The 19,834-nt window shown below is 53.5% G+C and carries 19 protein-coding genes; 9 read left to right on the forward strand and 10 right to left on the reverse strand.

The annotated features are described in order from the left end of the window. Nucleotides 1-132: 132 nt before the first annotated feature. The 7 genes from ACAW74_RS21600 to ACAW74_RS21630 all read right to left on the reverse strand — a co-directional run bounded on the left by ACAW74_RS21600 (nt 133) and on the right by ACAW74_RS21630 (nt 6,499). Nucleotides 133-510, reverse strand: a complete 378-nt coding sequence (locus ACAW74_RS21600; protein ID WP_370700312.1) for an HNH endonuclease family protein — start codon at nt 508-510, stop codon at nt 133-135. After that, entirely contained in the window at nt 497-1,819 is a 1,323-nt protein-coding gene (locus ACAW74_RS21605) for an AAA family ATPase (RefSeq protein ID WP_370700313.1), read from the reverse strand. The genes ACAW74_RS21600 and ACAW74_RS21605 overlap by 14 nt, the downstream gene beginning before the upstream one ends. Before the next feature lie 36 nt (nt 1,820-1,855). Next, entirely contained in the window at nt 1,856-2,215 is a 360-nt protein-coding gene (locus ACAW74_RS21610) for a nucleotidyltransferase domain-containing protein (RefSeq protein WP_370700314.1), read from the reverse strand. 45 nt (nt 2,216-2,260) lie between these two features. Continuing rightward, the gene (locus ACAW74_RS21615) at nt 2,261-4,393 is read right to left on the reverse strand and encodes a PASTA domain-containing penicillin-binding protein (protein ID WP_370700315.1); all 2,133 of its coding nucleotides are present in this window, start codon (nt 4,391-4,393) and stop codon (nt 2,261-2,263) included. A 117-nt stretch (nt 4,394-4,510) separates the two neighbouring features. After that, a complete protein-coding gene (locus ACAW74_RS21620; protein WP_370700316.1) occupies nt 4,511-4,900 on the reverse strand; it encodes an FtsL-like putative cell division protein in 390 nt (129 codons plus the stop codon). A 100-nt stretch (nt 4,901-5,000) separates the two neighbouring features. Continuing rightward, the gene (rsmH, locus tag ACAW74_RS21625; protein ID WP_370700317.1) at nt 5,001-5,915 is read right to left on the reverse strand and encodes a 16S rRNA (cytosine(1402)-N(4))-methyltransferase RsmH; all 915 of its coding nucleotides are present in this window, start codon (nt 5,913-5,915) and stop codon (nt 5,001-5,003) included. 68 nt (nt 5,916-5,983) lie between these two features. Beyond that, nucleotides 5,984-6,499, reverse strand: a complete 516-nt coding sequence (locus ACAW74_RS21630; RefSeq protein WP_370700318.1) for a hypothetical protein — start codon at nt 6,497-6,499, stop codon at nt 5,984-5,986. 155 nt (nt 6,500-6,654) lie between these two features. Between ACAW74_RS21630 and ACAW74_RS21635 the strand changes: the two genes are divergently transcribed. Beyond that, the gene (locus ACAW74_RS21635; RefSeq protein WP_370700320.1) at nt 6,655-7,905 is read left to right on the forward strand and encodes a TlpA disulfide reductase family protein; all 1,251 of its coding nucleotides are present in this window, start codon (nt 6,655-6,657) and stop codon (nt 7,903-7,905) included. A 133-nt stretch (nt 7,906-8,038) separates the two neighbouring features. Here the strand turns inward: ACAW74_RS21635 and ACAW74_RS21640 are convergent, their stop codons facing one another. Then, nucleotides 8,039-8,560, reverse strand: coding sequence for a D-glycero-alpha-D-manno-heptose-1,7-bisphosphate 7-phosphatase (locus tag ACAW74_RS21640; RefSeq protein WP_370700321.1), 522 nt, complete (start codon nt 8,558-8,560; stop codon nt 8,039-8,041). A 168-nt stretch (nt 8,561-8,728) separates the two neighbouring features. Here ACAW74_RS21640 and ACAW74_RS21645 point away from each other — a divergent pair, with 168 nt between their 5' ends. Together ACAW74_RS21645 and ACAW74_RS21650 are read left to right on the forward strand one after the other, a co-directional pair. Continuing rightward, the gene (locus ACAW74_RS21645) at nt 8,729-9,724 is read left to right on the forward strand and encodes a formylglycine-generating enzyme family protein (protein WP_370700322.1); all 996 of its coding nucleotides are present in this window, start codon (nt 8,729-8,731) and stop codon (nt 9,722-9,724) included. A gap of 141 nt (nt 9,725-9,865) precedes the next feature. Then, nucleotides 9,866-11,158 (forward strand): glycosyltransferase family 87 protein, encoded by a 1,293-nt coding sequence (locus tag ACAW74_RS21650; RefSeq protein ID WP_370700323.1) that lies wholly within the window; start codon nt 9,866-9,868, stop codon nt 11,156-11,158. Between the two features lie 89 nt (nt 11,159-11,247). Here the strand turns inward: ACAW74_RS21650 and ACAW74_RS21655 are convergent, their stop codons facing one another. Then, nucleotides 11,248-12,747 (reverse strand): GH3 auxin-responsive promoter family protein, encoded by a 1,500-nt coding sequence (locus ACAW74_RS21655; RefSeq protein WP_370700324.1) that lies wholly within the window; start codon nt 12,745-12,747, stop codon nt 11,248-11,250. Between the two features lie 326 nt (nt 12,748-13,073). Here ACAW74_RS21655 and atpD point away from each other — a divergent pair, with 326 nt between their 5' ends. From atpD to ACAW74_RS21680, 5 genes are all read left to right on the forward strand, one after another. Further along, entirely contained in the window at nt 13,074-14,597 is a 1,524-nt protein-coding gene (gene atpD, locus ACAW74_RS21660; protein ID WP_015334497.1) for a F0F1 ATP synthase subunit beta, read from the forward strand. Between the two features lie 109 nt (nt 14,598-14,706). Then, on the forward strand, nt 14,707-14,955 hold the full coding sequence (atpC, locus tag ACAW74_RS21665) for an ATP synthase F1 subunit epsilon (protein WP_370700325.1): 249 nt from the start codon (nt 14,707-14,709) through the stop codon (nt 14,953-14,955). 201 nt (nt 14,956-15,156) lie between these two features. Next, nucleotides 15,157-16,236 (forward strand): Kelch repeat-containing protein, encoded by a 1,080-nt coding sequence (locus ACAW74_RS21670; protein ID WP_370700326.1) that lies wholly within the window; start codon nt 15,157-15,159, stop codon nt 16,234-16,236. Between the two features lie 136 nt (nt 16,237-16,372). Next, on the forward strand, nt 16,373-16,969 hold the full coding sequence (locus ACAW74_RS21675) for a YdeI/OmpD-associated family protein (RefSeq protein ID WP_370700327.1): 597 nt from the start codon (nt 16,373-16,375) through the stop codon (nt 16,967-16,969). Between the two features lie 142 nt (nt 16,970-17,111). Then, entirely contained in the window at nt 17,112-18,038 is a 927-nt protein-coding gene (locus ACAW74_RS21680) for a YihY/virulence factor BrkB family protein (protein WP_370700328.1), read from the forward strand. A 67-nt stretch (nt 18,039-18,105) separates the two neighbouring features. Here the strand turns inward: ACAW74_RS21680 and ACAW74_RS21685 are convergent, their stop codons facing one another. Further along, nucleotides 18,106-18,870 (reverse strand): hypothetical protein, encoded by a 765-nt coding sequence (locus ACAW74_RS21685; RefSeq protein WP_370700329.1) that lies wholly within the window; start codon nt 18,868-18,870, stop codon nt 18,106-18,108. Nucleotides 18,871-18,960: 90 nt separating this feature from the next. Between ACAW74_RS21685 and prmA the strand changes: the two genes are divergently transcribed. After that, nucleotides 18,961-19,824, forward strand: coding sequence for a 50S ribosomal protein L11 methyltransferase (gene prmA, locus ACAW74_RS21690; protein WP_370700330.1), 864 nt, complete (start codon nt 18,961-18,963; stop codon nt 19,822-19,824). The last annotated feature ends 10 nt before the right edge of the window (nt 19,825-19,834 follow it).

Raw genomic sequence — 19,834 nt, forward strand, 5'->3', positions numbered from 1 at the left:
TGAAAGCAGCCAATCAATGAATTCTTGGTTAGATAAACCGGAATCCTTCATGCCTTGGCGCATACGAGCAATGTAATTAATTCGTTGTTTATCAAGCTCTTCATCGTCAAGTTTTAGATACGCACGTAGGTTTCAGGCTTCAATATCATTTTGATCCGATACAATATACCGACCGTCAAGATAGACGATACGCTGTTCGAAATCTTCGGACGTAGGAAGTAGAAGAGGCTGATGCCTTCTCCAACGAGCTACGCTGCCTTTCTCGTTGTTCCATTGCCCCTTAACCAAGAACCAATTCTGATAGCCATCCTGGTCGGTCGCTTTCAACGTAGGGTTGAAATGTTCGATTTCTGCTTTATCTGCGCGGCCAAGATATTCTTCGGTATATGCACAGATATTGTGCTGTTCCCGACGAAGTACTTCAGTAATTTTGGGTCTATGATTTTTATTAGTGTACGTCAACTGCTCGGTGATGATTGACGAATCGGGTTTCTTCTCAATTCGTCTCATTGAGCGCAGGGAAATTATAACGGTTGCCAAGTTCAGCTCGTTCGCCCAACAAATTCATTTTACGATCTATATCAGGTTCATTTTTTATGGCTGTCGCTAGATCAACATAGCGCTGATAGGCTTTAAGACCTGCATCCTGCATTAACGGACTCATACCGAAATCCTGCCGTAACACATCATTCGGATCATCGCCAATCGGGGCTACACCATTACGACATTGCACATTGCCATTTTCATCAAAATATAAAATAAAGCGCTCTTCGGGTTCAAACGAAGCAGCGATGATAGGTGAATGAGTGGCAAAAAAGAACTGCGAATCAGGAGCTAGCGATGTGTAGTATTTAATTAATTCGCGTTGAATATCGGGAAATAGAGAGCGTTCGGGTTCATCAATAATAATTACTGTGTTATGAGTGTTTATGGCAAAAAGAGGAATAGCAGTCGATAACAATTGGCGTGTCCCAGTACTCAAATATGAATTGTCTATTTTTACACCGCTTGTTGTTTTTAGGACTAGTGGAGCCTCGGAATCTTCTACGTCAATCTTTAAATGAAACTTGTCGAGTATACGATTGAGATATAAATCGGCTATTTCTTTTCTCGGATTAGGTGTTTTTGCTTTCCAAGAAGCTAAATCACTTAATAATTTATTTGCTGAAAAATTATTTGGATTGCTTATGATTTTTTTTGCAAATTCACGGCCTTTTTCGTCATAGGCGTATATGTCTTGTAAAAAATAATTCCAAATTGATGGTATGATTCCCTCTCCTAACTCGATGATTCTCTTTTGACTTAATGAATTTAATTGATTCTCTCTCTCATATCTGTCTTTGATAACTTGAGTGTTAGTTCGTATTAAATTATTCGATGCTTTTTCTGTATAATTGCCAAATAAAAACAAGTCCGCTTCTAAGGCTACAGAGTCTTTAATGAAAAGGCAAAGTTTGTCAATAGAATTGATAGCATCAATTATTTCTTCAAAAGAATAATTTCCATGTTTGTCAATAACTAAGCTACTAGTGCCATCAAATATAAATGGATTTTCTTTTATTAAACAAGATACGCGTATGTGATCTAGCAAATCATCCGTTGCATGGTGTAATATGTCGTCATGAGCTATTTCTTGCAAAGAACTAATGTACTTACTAATTATGTTTAGTAAAGTAGTTTTTCCTGTTCCACTTTGCCCTATAAAGCAAACCTTATCTAAGGGTTCACCTTCTCTTTTATGGCCAAACGGATATGTAAAATCAAACTTTATATATTCAAATTGACGATAGTTATTAATCTCAATCTCTGCAATTTTCATAAGAGAAAAATTAATATAATTTGTTGGTAATATTATTCACAGATCAATACCGTCTTTGTGTACGAACATGAGTAAGAAGGTTTCTGCCTTGGCAAATTGACTTGTCAATGATGGGACAAAAGAGACACGAATACGGTCTTGCTCAAAGTGCCGGTAAGCTAGTTGGAAGAGCCCTTCTTTCTTCAGGTCCAGTACCGATGTCCCGCTAACAACGGGCATAATGTCGAGATCAGAGTCCTCATGGAAATCACCCCGAGCGTACGAGCCAAACAGAATAATGCGCTTGAGTTGATCACCATAAAAGGCCGTCAACTCTTGCCGGATCGTAGCGAGCATGTCGCGAATGCGCTTCGGCAGGTGTCCCAACGGGTCCATAGCGGGTGATGACGTTTCCATAGACCAAAATTACGGCTTTATTGGCAAGATAGGTTGCGCTGGGCCTTACTGTAACGTCAGCACGATCTGTCGGTTGTTGGCGAGTGCGATACCCGGCTCAAGCGATTGTTCCTGTACCTTGCCCCGGCCCTGCACGGCTACACGTAGTCCCCGGTTCTCGAGCAGCGGGAGCGCGTCGCGTAGGGTCAGGCCGCGTACGTCGGGGATGCGGTCTTTCCGCGCCGGTACGCTCTGCCAGCTACCGCCTTCGCGCCGACGTACCCAGCCCTCAGCGGCGGGTTGGCTGTCAAGGTTCAGTTCGGTACTGATCGTGTGGAGATCTTCGGCATACCCGGCGTTGGCCAGTTGCGGACTGAACCGGGCGGGGCGTTCGGCGCGGCGTGAGCGCATAGGCGCGTGGATGTCGATGTCGTAGCTATAGATCCGATCGGCCACCTCTTTGAATACCGGCGCCGATACGCTACCCGCATAGAGCAGATTGACATTCTCGCCGTGCGGGTTATCCACCATCGTCAGGATCGTGTATTTGGGATGATCGGCGGGGAAATAGCCGATGAACGAGGTATAGTACCGCCCTTTCTGGTAGAGTCCATTGACGATCTTCTGCGCTGTACCGGTCTTGCCGGCGATTAGGTAATTGGGATTCCGGATGTTGCGGGCCGTGCCGTGGTCAACAACCCCCTCGAGCATTTTCTTCACCAGCCGGATTGTTTCTGGTTTGGCAATGGGTTCAGGCGCGACATAAGGCGCGGTTTCTTCAACGACTTCACCGGCCAGTTTTACCTGTTTCACCAGCATAGGACGTACCCAATGCCCGTCGTTGGCCACGGCGTTGTAGAACGTCAGCATTTGCAGGGGCGTCAGTTGCATCTCGTAGCCGTACGACATAAACGTGAGCGACGTTTTGCTCCAGCCTTTCATGTCGGGGTTGCGCATGACGGGGGGCGCCTCGCCGCGCATGTGAATGCCTGTGGGTTTATTGAGCCGGAACTGCCGGAGGTAGCGACAGTACAGGTCGGGGCGGCTGTAGAAGTAGCTCGCCATCATCATGTGGATGCCCACGTTCGACGATTTCTCGAATACCTGCTGAGCCGTAATGCTCCCCGACGCCCCCCCTTTCGAGTCGGCCACTTCGACACCGTGGTAGCGCACAGCCCGGTCGCCGGTATGAATCATCTTGCCGGGCCAGATGGCTTTTTCTTCCAGTAGGGCCATCATGGTGGCGAGCTTGAACGTACTGCCCGGATCGGTGCGCCCCGCCAGCGCGTGGTTGAAGTTTTCGACGTACCCACCGTTCTGCCGGGTGAGGTTGGCCAGCGCCCGAATTTCACCCGTCTGTACTTCCATCACGATGACGCTACCACGGTCGGCGTTGTAGCGATCCAGGGCTCCTTTCAGGGCGGTTTCGGCGATATCCTGGAAATTGACGTCGAGCGTGGTGTAGAGGTCAAGGCCGGGGTCGGGTTTCATATCAGGGCCATCATCGACGGGCTTTTTCACGCCGCCCGCCAGCACTTCCACCAGGCCAACGGCGTTTTTTCCCGCCAGCGCGGTTTGAAACGACGCTTCGAGGCCCATTTGCCCCTGCCCGTTTTTCGGATTCAGGTCGCCCACCGTTCGCAGGGCCATCTGCCCATAGGGATGGTAACGTTCGTAGTAAGGACGCAGCCCACCACCCCGCGCCGACAGCTTTTTGGTTTTGCGGAAGAACGGCCATTGTAGTAGTACCTGCCGCTCCTGAAAGGACACCCGCCGCCGGTTGAGCAGCAGGTATTTCCGGCCCGACTGCCGCGCCGCCCGCACCAGATTGGTGTATTCGCGCGCCGATTTATCCCGAAAAATGGCTGACATCACTAGTCCCAGCGAATCGACTTTGGCGTTGAAATAGTCTTCCTTGGCCACGCGTGGGTCGATGCCCACTTCATACGTTGGCAGCGAAGTCGCCAGCAGGCTACCGTCGCGGGCATAGATGTCGCCCCGTTTGGCGCGCAGGGTGTCTTGCCGAATCTGAAAACCTTCGATGCGTTTGCTCCACAGCTTGGCCTCGGTTTCGCCCTTTTTCTTGAACGTGGCGAAATACTGCATGTATACTAGTCGGCCCAGGATTGCCACGCCCAACAGCACCAGTGCAAAGAAGGCGTGCCGTGATCGGTTCAGGAATTCTTCTTTGATGTTCATGGGTGAAGAAGAGAATGGACAATGTATGATGTACAATGAACAATGAAGGTGCTACGAGTCAGTCCACTCTATTAGCAAACCCATTATTCATTGTACATCATACATTATCCATTTAAATTACTCATTCACAATTAATTTAATGGGTGGCGTTTGGCTGTCGATGAGGCTATCGGCGTAGACGCGTTTGCTGATTTCGGATTGCTTGCTGCTGCGGGCGAGGTCGGCTTCGAGCGTGGTGGCCTGCGCGCGTAGTTCGTCGACGTCGGTACGAGTGCGGTGGATGCGCCGCACCAGTCGTTCGGCGTTGTGGTTCAGGCCAATGTAGAGCATCAACAGCAACGTCACCCACAAAATGCGGTTGATGTTGCGGATGGGCCAGGCGTTATCGGAGCCAAAAAGCCGGTCGAAGCCAATCACCTCGTTGATCCACGCGGCAATGCGGTTGGGCTTCCGTTTGCGCCGCACCGGCTTCGGCGGCGGTTGGTGTTTAAAGGTGTTGAGGGCCATGGGGAGGAAGGGTTGTGTTTGATGGTTGGCGTTAAAGGTTTGACCTTACTGGGGCCTGCTTATTCACATACCAGCAGTGTCAACCCTTTAACGCCAACCATCAAACTCTTTTTTCGGCTATTCTCAGCTTGGCGCTGCGGGCGCGGGGGTTGCGGGCGATTTCGTCGGGCGTGGCCTCGATGGGCTTGCGCGTAACTCCGTGCAGTGGTTTAATCTCGTTGCCGTACAGGTCTTTCTCTACTTCGCCCGAGAATTTGCCTTTGTTGATGAAGTTCTTCACTAGCCGGTCTTCGAGCGAGTGGTAACTCATCACCACCAATCGGCCATCAGGCGCGAGCAGGTCGGGTACCTGTTCCAGAAACTCTTCCAGCACCTTCAGCTCATCGTTGACTTCGATGCGGAGCGCCTGGAACACCTGCGCGAAATACTTGTTCTCTTTGCCCCGTGGCGCACAGCGTTTGAGGGCGTCCTTAAGATCGTTGATCGTATTAAGCGGCTGATTAGCCCGAGCCGAGGCAATGGCGTTAGCGGCCGTGCGGGCGTTGGTCAGTTCGCCATACATCCCCAGAATCCGGTGTAATTCCGTCTCTGGGTACGTGTTCACCACCTGCCGGGCCGTGAGGTCGCCCTGTTGATTCATGCGCATGTCGAGGTCGGCCTCGAAACGGGTCGAGAAACCGCGTTCGGGCGTGTCGATCTGATGCGACGAGATACCCAGGTCGGCCAGGATGCCATCGACCTGCTTCACGCCATACAGGCGCAGATAGCGTTTGATGTTGCGGAAGTTGGCCGCAACGAACGTCAGGCGCGAGTCGTTGAGGGCGGCGGCATTAACGCGGGCGTCGGGATCCTGGTCGAAAGCAAGCAAGCGGGCACCGGGGCCGAGCCCGTCGAGAATAGCCCGGCTATGCCCGCCGCCACCAAACGTCACGTCGACGTAGATGCCGTTGGGTTTCAGCGCAAGGCCGTCTATACATTCAGCCAGCATCACGGGCTGGTGGTAATCAGTAGTCATTTGTGGGCTGGGCGGGCAACAAAAGCCCTACACAAACTTAACGAAACTGGCCGAATGGCGAACGGAAATTAGCGTGAGACAGGTGTCATTACCTCCGCGGCTCGTAGGCTGCCGGTGATGACTCCGTCCCGATGCAACTGCTTAACCGTTTCTCTAACGTTCGGCCAACTGCCCCCGGCTGTGAGGGCAATCGACTTCCAGAATGGCTTGTTCGTGGCTAGGTCGGTCATTTCAACCAGGAACTCGCTGTACCCAGTGGCATATTTGCCCGACCCCGACACAAAATCATTGTAAGGCTGGATAGTCAGCATAACCTGACTGTCACATTGCTTTATCTTTTCTCGAATCAACGAATCCGGATTACCGAACGCCAGTACGCTGGCTTCGATGGCGCAGACTTCGTACTCGATCGGGAAAGCGGTGAGGTATTCGAAAATGTAGTCGCGCTTTTGTAGCGGCACTTTCGAAACCACCAAAATCCGGCTGAATTCGGGCTGCGTACCGCGGTCTGTGTTGGTGTTGAATCGGGTGGTTGCACAACCTAAGCAGATGGTCAGCAGCAGTAAAGTAGTTATGGTTTTCATAAATGAGTCGTTAACAGTATGATTGGTGGCTAAAGACAGTTACAGGTGATCAGGGTTTAATCGGATTTCGCTCAAGTAGGTCAGGAACGAGCGAATGGCCTTTCTGCGTTGCTACCCTGAACCGCAAAACGGCCTTACGCCAACGCCATCGACGCATGATTTCCCGATTCAGCTACCTGTCGTTTCTTTTTCTAGTGCCTCTTTTGGTGAATTGCCAGTCGGCCCCAGCTCTGAAAACCGGCACCTGGCGCGCTACGCTGCAAACCAGCGGGGGTGATTTGCCTTTTGGTCTCGATATTCAACCTTCGGCGCAGGCCGGCCGGTATACCGTTTATGCCCTCAACGGCACCGAGCGGCTGGCTATGGACGAAGCCTATGTTCAGAACGATTCGCTTCACATTCCAATGTCGGTGTTTGAGTCGGAGCTGGTAGGTCGCGTGAACGGCGATCGGCTGACGGGCGTTTGGCGGAAACGGCGCACGGGTAACCAGTATCAGATCGTGCCGTTTGCGGCGCAGTTTGGACAAGCTTATCGGTTTGCCCCCCGCTCAGGTACGTCGACAGCGCGTACCGTGACGGGCAAATGGCAGACGCTCTTCCGGGGCACCGAGGGCGACACTACCGTCGCTGTGGGGGTATTTTCACAGCAAAATGCTGAGGTGTCAGGTACGTTCCTGACGCCCACGGGTGATTATCGCTATCTGGCTGGCAATGTGTTTGGCGACAGCCTGTTTCTATCCTGCTTCGATGGTACGCACGCGTTCCTATTCAAGGCGAAATTGATAAAACCCCAGGCCAGTGCTGAGCAAACCATGACGGGCGTGTTTCATTCGGGGCCAACGTACCGTGAAACCTGGACCGCTCGCCTTGACCCCAAAGCCGCCCTGCCCGACCCCGGCAAACTGACGTTTGTGAAACCCGGCCAGGCCTTTACGTTCACGTTTCCCGACGCGCAGGGCAAGATTATGTCGCTGAAAGACCCCCGGTTTGCTGGCAAGGTAACGGTGGTCCAGATCCTGGGTACGTGGTGCCCTAACTGCATGGACGAAACCCGATTTCTGGCGCCTTGGTACGCTAAAAACCGCAGCCGGAAAGTCGAGGTGGTTGGGCTGGCGTTTGAGAAAACGGCTAATCTGGCGGAGTCGGGCCCCAGGATTCAGCGGATGGTCGAGCGGTTTGGGGTAACGTACCCAGTGTTGCTGGCAGGCACCAACGATAAGGCCGAGGCCTCGAAAGCCCTACCTTCTCTGAACCGGGTAGTAGCGTTCCCGACGACTATTTTTCTGGATAAAAAAGGGCAGGTACGGCACATTCACACGGGCTTCTCGGGGCCCGGCACCGGTGCCTATTACGACGAATACGTAGCCGAGTTCAACCGGCTGATTGATAAGCTGGAGAAGGAATAGAGAATCCGTAATCCGTAGAGCCCGCAATCCCTTGCGGCTCATGAGCGTCAGCAATTATGCCAATAAACTGATGGGTCGCTTGTTGCTGACGCCAGTGAGCCGCAAAGGATTGCGCGGTCCGCCGCTGCGGGCTCTACAGTACATCACTGATCACACGCTTCGATGCATCGAGCAGGCTCTGGGCTTCCCAGTCGCCAACGGCGGGCTGGGTGGGCGTATGCCGTACATGGACGGTACGGACCCCAACGCGCTTACCGGCGTACATGTCGCGCGGGGCGTCGCCTATCATCCACGACTGGTTGACGTCGATGTTATACTTGGCAATCGCTTTTTCGAGCAGTAGTGAATCGGGCTTGCGGGTCAGCGAGCGCGTGTCGTAATCGGGATGGTGCGGGCTGTAATAGATATCGTCGATGAGGTGTCCGCATTGTTCCTGAAGGTAATTGTGGCAACGCATGACGTCATCGCGGGTGTAAAGACCCTTGGCGATTCCCGCCTGATTGGTAATCACAATGAGCAGATAGCCAGCTTCTTTCAGTTGCCGCAGCCCTTCGACCACGCCATCGGGTATAACAAAATCCTCGACCCGATATACATAGTCGGTGCGGTCTTCGTTAAGGACACCGTCTCGGTCAAGAAAAACACATTTTGCCATAGCCTTACTTGGTTGGATGTGAATGGACGCAATTTATGCAAATAATACAATTATTCTATTAATAAATTGTAATTAAATAAGCAAAATTAGCCTGGTGTCAGTTCGGTGAGGTAATTCAGCCAGTAACATGTCTTCCCTCAACGAATAGCATCCGTTAACCATTGCCGCATGAAACGCCTTGTCGCTTTCTTCTTTTATACACTAACCCTTCAGCAGGTAACCGCCCAGTCGTCAGATTTTGCGTCGTACACTCAAATCATCACGGGCAGCAATCAGACGTACCCAATGGTGGCCATCCCTGGAGGAACGTACCTGATGGGCAGTCCCGCCACCGAGAAAGGCCGGAAAGCCGATGAAGGACCGCAGCATAAAGTGACCATCGAGCCATTCTGGATGGGTAAATTCGAAGTGGTCTGGGACATCTACGACCTGTTCACCACCAAGAGCATCGAGAAAGCCATGGCTGCCCGCTACCCCGACGGCGCAGACCTGAGCAAAACCGATGCCACCACCCGCCCAAGCCCGTCGTACGTAGACATGTCGTTCGGAATGGGGCGGTCGGGCTATCCGGCTATTAACATGACGCACTATGCCGCCGTTAAGTTTTGCGCCTGGCTCTACGACAAAACGGGTATCTTCTATCGGTTGCCCACCGAAGCCGAGTGGGAATATGCCTGTCGGGCGGGCAGCACCACGCCTTACTCATTTGGGGCCGACATGAAGCTGTTGGGGCAATACGCTGTTTATAAAGGAAATAGTGAGGGGAGCTACAAAAAGATTGGTACTAAAAAGCCTAACAAATTCGGCCTGTACGATATGCACGGTAACGTGATGGAGTGGACGCAGGACGAATATGTAGCCGACTATTACGCCAAAGTGGCGAAAGGCACCGTCAGTGAGGCGTATGCGCCACGCACCAAACTGTATCCCAACAGTGTGCGCGGTGGCTCGTGGGACGACGATCCGGCCGTTTTGCGCTCGGCTGCCCGTACCCCCTCTGACCCGGCCTGGAAGGTAATCGACCCGCAAAGTCCTAAATCAGACTGGTGGATGACCTCGGCTTCGTTCTGCGGCTTCCGCATTGTACGACCACTCAAAACGCCATCTGTTGAGGAAATCAAAGCCTATTATGACATTAAGCCGATTAAAGATTACGGCTACTAAGGCCCTAAAATGAAGTCGTTTACTAATTTAGTCAACAATTTTTCTTAATTGTAACAAAATAAGGCAATATCAGGGACGTATCTTTCGTAGCGAAAAAGGATACTTATTACATCATTTTCTGCTACTTCTCAACGTTCTGGTATGGCTCGCTTTACGCGCACCTCTTCGGCAGAGGCTACTATATCCTTACGCCGTTCGCTGCCTTCTCCTCTTTTTCGATCTTTCTGGACGCATAAATGGACCTGGTCTACCCGGCTAACTGTTGGACTGATTGTCCTAGTTATTCTGGCGCTGGCTATCCGTGAAGCGCTCACCGAAACTACCCACGGCGATTTTTACATTTTCTGGTCAGCGGGGGTAAATTTCCGGCTAGGCAACGCGCTGTATAGCCGAATTGGCGGCGCTGAAGAATTTCTGTACCCGCCGTTTGCGCCCTTTGTGTTCCAATTGTTGTCCTGGCTACCGTTTCGGTGGGCGGTAGGCGTGTTTACGGTCTTCAACGGATTAGCTTGGATCAATATTCTGGGGCTGGTTTACAAGATACTGAAGCACTACTTCCCGGCAACGCCGCTCCGAGCCACCATGCTCTTCGCGGGGTTGGCTTCGTGGCGCTATTTTTACCATAACATTCTGTGGGTCAATATTAATGAACTGGTTTGTCTGCTTTGTCTGGGCGGCATTTTGCTGTATTTACGGCGGCACGAAAACTGGGCGCTGGCCTTATTAATGGCCGCTACCTGGCTAAAAGTGATGCCGGTACTACTGGTAGGCGTGCTCTTTTTTCGTCGTCCGCTGCCGGTGCTGGGTAAGGCGCTTCTGTTTAGCGCAGGCGTGGCGGCGGCCATTCTACTGGAACGGGGCTGGCAGCGAGGCGTAGGCGATTTTGTCGATTTCTGGCAGATTACGCTTAACCCATTTTTAGCCGGTAAAGTGTACGTCGACTGGATTAGCTTCAGCATTCCGTCGGCGCTGTTCAAGCTGCTTACTGCCCACGGCGATGTGGCGGGGGTACGTTACTACATCGCCGACTGGCCCGTGCCGCTGGTACGTCGGTTAAGCACAGCCGCTCAACTGCTGGTAGTGGGCATCACGTACTGGCAGGTCTGGCGCGACCGGCAAGCCGCCCAGCTTCGCCCCATTACCTGGGTGTTGGTGCTGTTAAGCATGATTCTAGTGGCCGGCGTGACCTGGGAAGGGCACCACGTTACGCTCGCGCTGACACTGGCTGTATTGTATGTACGGTTAGAGAAACTTGGCTGGCAACGTACCCAACGAGTCCTGGTCATTGGAGCGGGATTCGTTTCCCTGTTAATCTATGACCTGGTCGGTGCCCGGCTTTATAACTATTTACAGGGCTTCAGTCTTATCACCGTCATGGACCTCTTGCTCTTCGGCCTGGCTGTCCGGCTGGCTACCATCAGGCATCCAGCATAACTGCCCGGCAGTCGTTCTCAACTACCTCAATCGTGACGGTATCACCCTAAGAGATCGTGAGGGAACGCTCGTTAAGGTGCTGAACAGAATCAAAGCGTTGACATGCCTGACAGCCCATCTGCCAGTGTACGATCGTTGCTGAGGCGGGGGACTTTGTTCTGACCGCCCAGCTTGCCCTGGCTTTTCATAAACTGCTGGAAAGCGCCGCGCGGCAGCGGGGTCAGCACCAGCGGACGCAGAATAGCACCCGTCATGAGATCTTCGTAATAGACGTTTAACTCAGCCAGGCGCGTGTTCAGGTCTTGGGCGAAACGTACCTGATCGGCAGGAGGCTGGGCAAACTCGATCAGCCATTCGTGGTAGGGGAGGCCTTCGGTGGGTGATACCATCGGCGCAACCGTAAACTCGACTACTTCGGTACCGGGCTGCTGTTGCATGGCGTATTGCAGCGCCTTCTCGACCTCCTCGCCAATGACGTGTTCGCCAAAGGCTGAGATAAAATGCTTGATCCGCCCCGTCACGAGCAGGCGGTGCGGGTTGCGGCTCACAAACTTGACCGTATCACCTAGCGAGTACCCCCACAGGCCCGCGTTGTTGTTGATGATCACGGCGTAGTTTTTCCCCAGTTCAACCTCATCGACCGTCAGGCGGCGCGGATTTTCCGAGAAATACTCGTCGGCAGGGACAAATTCAAAGAAGATACCGCTGTCGGCCAGCAGGAGCAGCCCTTCGGCGTCCTGGGTGTCCTGGTAAGCAATAAAGCCCTCCGAGGCTGGGTACGTTTCGATGCTGTCGATGCGCTTGCCAATGCTCTCAAACAGGCGGGCGCGGTAGGGTTCGAAGTTGACGCCGCCATAAACGAACACCGAAAAGTCCGGGAAGACGTCTTTGATGGCCTTGCCCGTGCGCGCCTGAATCCGGTCGAAGTACATCTGCACCCAAGGGGGAATGCCCGAAATCAGCGACATTGGCTGATCGATGGTTTCGTCGATGATGCGGTCGAGCTTGGTTTCCCAGTCGTCGATGGTGTTGGTTTCGTAAGAAGGCAACTGATTCGAGCGCAGGTAGGCGGGAACGTGGTGGTTCACAATGCCCGACAGCCGACCGGTGTAAATACCCGCTTTCTGATCAAGCTCAGGACTGCCCGACAGGAAGATGAGTTTTTTGTCCAGAAACGCCGAATTGCCGGTCTCTTCGACATAGCATAGCAGCGCATCGCGGGCCGAGTTGATGTGGTTTGGCAGCGATTCCTGCGTGAGCGGAATGTATTTCGTCCCCGACGTAGTGCCCGATGTTTTGGCGAAATAGGCCGGTTTGCCCGGCCACAGAATGTCGGGTTGCCCTTCGGTAACGCGTTCGATATAGGGCTTCAGCAACTCATAATCCCGAATGGGCACCGCTTGCCGGAAATCGGCGGCGGTGCGGATGTCGGTGAAGTGGTGATCGCGGCCAAACTGGGTCGTGGCGGCGCGTTTGACCAGGTGCTGTAGCCAACGTTGCTGAGCCTCACCCGGTTGCTCACGCCACGCCTGTTGCCGCATACGTACCCAACGGGCCAGTGGTTTGCTGAAGACTGAACGAATTCCCATGCCGCAAAGGTAGCGGCTCAACCCCTTGCGTCTTTCCGGCATTGGTAACAAATCGTCTCAAACTACAACAACAGAGAGACGGTCAAGAGCAGAGCGTAGAGACACAGGGTTAGCGTATGGGCGACGCAACGGGGTACGTCTCTACGTTTTGTCCAAAAACGCTTTAATCCGGCTTAAGCGGCTGTTTGGCGTAAAAACCTTGCAGACAATTCGTTCGGCGGGACGAAGCGGCCAAAAAGGATTAAAAGCAAGTTGTGTTTTAGCCTGTTTATTCCTACTTTTGCGGCCTGATAGTATAGCTTCAATTTTAAGAACGTCATAAACAAATGATTACGGAAACGGCAGTCAATACGGGTAAGATTACGCAGGTGATCGGCCCGGTTGTGGACGTGAGTTTCGAGGCCGAAGGGTCTCGCATTCCGGCCATCCTCGATGCCCTGAAAGTAACCCGGCCCGATGGTCAGGTCGTTATTCTGGAGTGCCAGCAGCACCTGGGCGAAGATCGTGTGCGGGCCATCGCCATGGACTCGACCGAAGGGTTGCAGCGGGGTATGGAGGTGACTGACCTCGGCGGCCCCATCACCATGCCCATCGGTGACGCCATCAAAGGCCGTCTGTTCAACGTAGTAGGCGAAGCCATCGATGGTCTGGGCTCACTGCCCAACGAAAAGCGGTCGTCGATCCACCGGGCAGCTCCCCGTTTTGAAGATCTGGCTACCTCAACCGAAGTACTCTACACGGGTATCAAGGTAATCGACCTGCTGGCCCCTTACGTAAAAGGTGGTAAGATCGGTCTGTTTGGTGGTGCCGGTGTAGGCAAAACCGTATTGATTCAGGAACTCATCAACAACATCGCCAAGGCCTACGAAGGTCTGTCGGTGTTTGCCGGTGTGGGCGAACGGACCCGTGAAGGGAATGACCTCATGCGCGAGATGATCGAAGCTGGTATCATCAAATACGGCGACGCGTTCAAGCACAGCATGGAAGAAGGCGGCTGGGATCTGACCAAGGTTGACTACGATGAACTGAAAAAATCGCAGGCAACGTTCGTATTCGGTCAGATGAACGAACCGCCGGGAGCCCGTGCCCGCGTAGCCCTGTCGGGTCTGACGGTAGCCGAATACTTCCGCGATGGCGACGGTGAAGGTCAGGGTCGTGATATCCTGTTCTTTATCGACAACATTTTCCGCTTCACGCAGGCGGGTTCCGAAGTATCCGCGCTGCTCGGCCGGATGCCGTCGGCCGTAGGGTACCAACCCACGCTGGCCACCGAAATGGGTGCCATGCAGGAGCGGATCACCTCAACCAAGCGTGGTTCGATCACATCGGTACAGGCCGTATACGTACCTGCCGATGACTTGACTGACCCCGCCCCTGCCACCACGTTTGCTCACCTTGATGCCACCACGGTATTGAGCCGGAAAGTAGCCGAGTTGGGTATCTATCCCGCCGTTGACCCCCTCGACTCAACCTCACGGATTCTGAGCGCCGAGGTACTGGGCGACGCGCACTATGGTACCGCACAGCGGGTGAAAGAGATTCTGCAACGCTACAAAGAATTGCAGGATATCATCGCCATCCTGGGTCTGGAAGAATTGTCGGAAGATGATAAACTGGTTGTAAGCCGCGCCCGCCGGGTGCAGCGCTTCCTGTCACAGCCGTTCTTCGTGGCCGAGCAGTTTACCGGCCTGAAAGGGGTACTGGTGAGCATCGAAGATACCATCAAAGGCTTCAACGAAATCATCGACGGTAAATATGACCACCTGCCTGAAGCTGCGTTCAACCTGGTCGGCACCATCGAAGATGCTGTCGTGAAAGGTGAGCGCCTGATCAAAGAAGCAGGACAGTAGAACTGAATGAATAATGTACAATGAACAATGTATAATGGTTGTCGCTACTGAGTAGTGCGCCTATACGAGTGGTCATTGTACATTATTCATTGTACATTATTCATTAGCTATGCAACTCGATATCATAACGCCAGACCGGAAAGTGTTTTCGGGCGAAGCTACGTCGGTAACGTTTCCGGGTTCGGAAGGGCAATTTCAGGTACTAAACGGCCATGCTCCTCTGGTGAGCACGCTGGACCGTGGGCCGGTGACGATCGTTACGGCAAACGGACAGCAAACGCTCACGGTTGACGGTGGTGTGGTCGAAGTGCTTCGGAACCGCGTGCTGGTACTGGCAGAAGCCGTATTGGCGGCGTAATTCTTCTAAACCTATAAGGTTTGCCCAAAGGCAGTCTCTGGAAAGAGGCTGCCTTTTTGTTTTTCAGGTACGTTGTAATGAATCTGATAAGCCAACAAAACGCGGCGCAGCATCAATTACCTATTCGCATGTCAACGGATACATTGACCACTGTCGTCTGGCTTAGAGCTCGGCGATTAGGTCACCTAATTCATAAATCCGATGATTCGACTTTGCTCAACGCTGCTGCTTGCTTTTGCGCTTTTCTTAAGTGGTTGCGACCACATCCAGGCCCCGCCCATCGCGCCGGGAAACTGGCAAACCCTTCGTACATTCACGGAGACCCCTTTATTTTTGGTAACGGTGAATGGTCAGCTATTTGCTGGTCTGGCCAGTAGCGACCCCGCTGACGGAGGTGGTTTTAAACGGCTCGTGTCATTCGATCCCGTAACGGGTAGCCTCACGGAGAAGGCACCCTTCCCAGGCGTTGCGATCCGGAGCTTTTACTATTTCGTGTTGAACAACAAACTGTACGCAGGACTAGGTGTATCACCAGAAACAAACACCACCAATGCAACAATCGAGTTGTACAACCCGGATAGCTACGTCTATGATCCAACGGCGAATAGTTGGCAGCAAATTAGCCGGCCTCCCTTTGATACAGGTGTTGACCACCTTCCCCGTCTGGCGGGAGCAACCGCGTTTACGTATGGTAATAAAGGCGTTTTGCTCTACGGAACTTATCGGTATCAAAGCTTGAACTCCGCTACCATCCCACTGGATGGGGCTGCCTATACCGAGGCGGCGGGCTGGGCTACGAACACCACTACGCTGTACCCGACACCCGTATTTCCAGAGCCGAATAGCGGTCAGGCTCAGCTGTTTATTCGCAGCGTATACCGCCGGGGTGGATTCGGATTTGCGTTGAACGACCGGATTTATACGGGTGGGGGCGATTTGCCACCCTCCCTGACCCCCGTAGGGCTTCCTGCCAACACGTTTTCCCGAGTGATGTGGGGATTTACGGTTACGGAAAAGGCCAATGGCAGCGCGTTGAATCTGACGCTACAGGAAAAACTTGAGACCCCTTCGGATGACATCAACTTATCGCTTGCCTCGCAGGCATTAGTAGTGGCTAACAAAGCCTACATCATCGGAAACGGTGGCTCCCTGATTCGCTTCGTTCCTAATGAATTCACAAAGATTAGTAACGTACCCGAAGCCCTGCGATTCGGCACAGGCCTAAATGGCAAAGCCTATTTCTTGAGCCAGAATAAACTGTTGGTGTATCAGCCCGACTAAGTAGAAGGCCAGCATCTGGGCGCTGGCTAAATAAGGTTTGTCCACGCTAAACAAAAGGCAGTCCCTGTAAAGGGGTTGCCTTTTGTTTTTCAGGTACGTTGTTTGAAACTTGCTGAGGGAGTAAATCGAATCGCTTATGATCCATATTGATGGTGTTCCGATCGTCGAAATCAATGACCGTGCTCTATGGCGCGACTGGCTGATGGCCAACCACACAAGCTCGAAGGGCGTATGGCTGCTGACAAACAAAACGGCCACGGGAAAGCCCCGCCTTAGCTACGCCGAGGCTGTGGAAGAAGCCCTTTGTTTTGGCTGGATTGACAGCAAACCCAGCAAATACGACGCGGGGCGGTCGATGCTGTACTACTCACCCCGCAAGCCCAAAAGTAATTGGAGTGCGTTGAACAAGACGCGAGTCGCCCGCCTGCTCGACGAAGGCCTGATGACACCCGCCGGTCTGAAAATGATTGAACTGGCCCAGCGAACCGGTACGTGGGACGCGCTGAACCCCGTCGATGCACTGATTATTCCCGACGATCTTCAGACGGCGCTGGCCCAGCATCCGCCCGCCGACGTTCTTTTTGCCGCTTTTCCCAAATCGGTGAAGCAGGGTATTCTGCAATGGATCCTGAATGCCAAGCGACCCGAAACCCGCCAGAACCGAATCTTGGAAACGGCCACCTTGGCTGCGCAAAACAAGCGCGCCAACCAGTACCAGAAGAAACAAGGATAAGCTGATTCAGACCAGCAATGTTTTAAGACTTCTGTTAACAAACGACAGGTGACGGGGTTATGCCAAGACAGGCCGACTTGTTTAACGGCTACAGCATCGCTAATCAGGTACGTTGTCGCCAGCGGCAGAAACCGACCGTCAGTTGAAGCAATTCCATTCGTATCTGAGCCTTTTTCGGCAGGCGTTCAGCAACTTCAGCGCCAATGACCCGGTCCGGATGGCGGGCGCTACGGCGTTCTTCGCCTTTTTTGCACTGCCGTCCATTGTCGTGATTCTCAATAAGGTGCTGGGTACGTTCGTCAACACGCGGCACCATTCTATGAGCAGGCAGTTGTTTGGGCAGTTGGCCGAACTATTTGGCCCGCAAAGTGCCCGGCAGCTTCAGGACATCTCGCGCCACCTACAGGCTCGCCAAACGGACCGTATCGAATTGACGATCACCATCGTGGTGTTGTTGCTCAGCGCCACAACGCTGTTTGCTGTCGTAAAAAATTCGCTCAATCAACTCTGGAATGTAAAGGCTGTAGCGCGCCACTCGCTGCTCTATGGGTTGAAAGATCGACTGGTGGCGCTGTGCCTTATTCTGGCATCGGGCCTGCTTTTTCTGCTATCGGCCACGCTCGTGCAACATTTATCCCTGCCGATGTATGCCCCCACCACCGTCACCGAAACCTGGGAGTCGATCAGCGGCGTGCCTGGTTTTCTGCGGTTTGTGATCTCGTTCGTGGTGATGGCGGTCTGGTTTGCCATGTTGTTCACCGTCATCCCCGATGTGCGAGTGCCCGCTTCGGCGGTGCGGGTGGGAGCGGGCGTCACGAGTGCTCTTTTTTTGCTGGGCGAATGGACGTTGACCCGGCTGCTGACCTACAGCCAACTCCGCACGTTGCATGGCGGCGCAGGAGCCATCACGCTGGTGCTGCTGTTTGTCTTTTATTGCTCGCTGATCTTTTATTACGGCGCGGCCTTTACCCGGCAATACGCCAAATGGGCCCATGCCGACGTGACGCCCGGCTCCCATGCCGTAGGCTATACCATTACCGAAGTGGACGAAGAAAAAGGCGCTGTATAAACCGATTTGATCTAGCTTATCTAAACCTATAAGGTTTGGGCGACCTTATAGGTTTAGATAAGCTAGATCAATTGAGTGTCAGTAACAAACCCAGGCCCAGCTCGTGGCTGGCAGGGGTGAGACGCAGGGTAGATGCAGGTCGGGTATTGTAGCGATCGGCGGCGCGCCGAAACTGCACCGTCGCCCGATGGCCCAGCCAAATCGAGGCCAAGCCCAACATCACCCCGCTGCCTGCTACAGCCGCCCCGATGTGGGCGTTTCGGCGACCGGTGTTGTCCCGGCCGGGGTTGAACGGCGTGTTGTCGCGACCCATCGGACCTCGCCCATACCGATCTGACAGGGCTAACCCCGCCCCGACGCCAATTAGCGCCACGCCAGTGCCCGCCGTGATGGCCGACCAGGTACGTAGTGATCGTCCCCGGTCAAACGCAGCCAGGGCGTCGGGTTGAGTCTGAAAGGCCTGTTCGGCGCCGCGCATCGAGAGCCGTTGGCCGGTTCTATCCTCGAAATGCCGGTTAAACCACCGGCTGTTGTAGCGCAGTTGATCGAGACCCACGGCTGGTACGGCTCGCTCTGGATCTGCCGAACGAGTGGCCGACGAATTGCCAAACACATCTTTGGTGCCATTGGCGTATTTGATCAGAAAAATGTCGCGCAGCGGGGCCGTATAGAGGGGGCCGTCGGGGTTAGCGGCTTTGCGGTATTTCAACTCGGTCTGATTGACTTCCAGCACTTTCGCCGGTATCTCTTCGCCCGAACGGAGCAGGATCGTATCCTGAGCATAGGCGAATGTGGTAAACAGAAAGCCAACAAGAAGGGGTACGAGGCGCATAGTGATTCGCAGTTATCTAGTGAATGTATCTGCTGATACGCCACCCAGCTGGGGTTCGTTGCTTTCGGGGCGTCGGCGTACCTTTACCGTATGAATTACATTGAAGTACAACTGACGCTTTCGCCCGATTACGCCGACATTCTGACCGCCGAACTGGCCGAGCTGGGCTTTGAATCGTTTGTCGAAACCGACGAAGGCCTGAACGCCTATATCACCGAGGACGCGTTTTTGCCCGATGCCGTCGACGAACTGGTGTCACGCTACGCCAGCCAGACGCCGATCACGTACCTGACCCAGACGCTGGAAAAGAAAAACTGGAACGCCGAATGGGAACAGAACTACGAACCCATCGAGGTACGTACCGAGGCCGGTACGTCGGCGGGTCAATCAGTGCGGGTGCGGGCGTCGTTTCATGAACCCGATCCGTCGTTTACCTACGAGCTGCTCATCAACCCCAAAATGTCATTCGGGACGGGGCACCATGAGACCACGCACATGATGATGCAGCATCAGCTTGGCCTCGACCACGTGGGTACGTCGGTGCTCGACGTGGGCAGCGGTACAGGTATTCTGGCGATCCTGGCCATCAAGCTGGGGGCTACCGATGCACTGGCGTTCGACATTGAAGAATGGGCCGTTGAGAATGCGATTGAAAATGCCGCGTTGAATGGCTGCGCCGATCAGGTACGTGTGTTTCTGGGTACGATTGCCGGGGTTGATGCCAACGAACGATTCGAGATCATTCTGGCTAATATTAACCGGAATGTGCTGCTGGCCGAAATCCCAACATACGCAGCCCACCTGAAACCAACCGGCCATCTGATGGTGAGCGGTTTTTATGAATTCGACGCGCCCGATATCGTAGCGAAAGCCGCCGAAGCAGGCCTGATGGTGCAGACGCAGCTCACGCGGAATGGCTGGGCGTCGATCCTGTTTTCTGCTATAACTAACTAACCCTCAGAAC

The sequence above is a fragment of the Fibrella musci genome (assembly GCF_041321105.1).
GTDB lineage: Bacteria > Bacteroidota > Bacteroidia > Cytophagales > Spirosomataceae > Fibrella > Fibrella musci.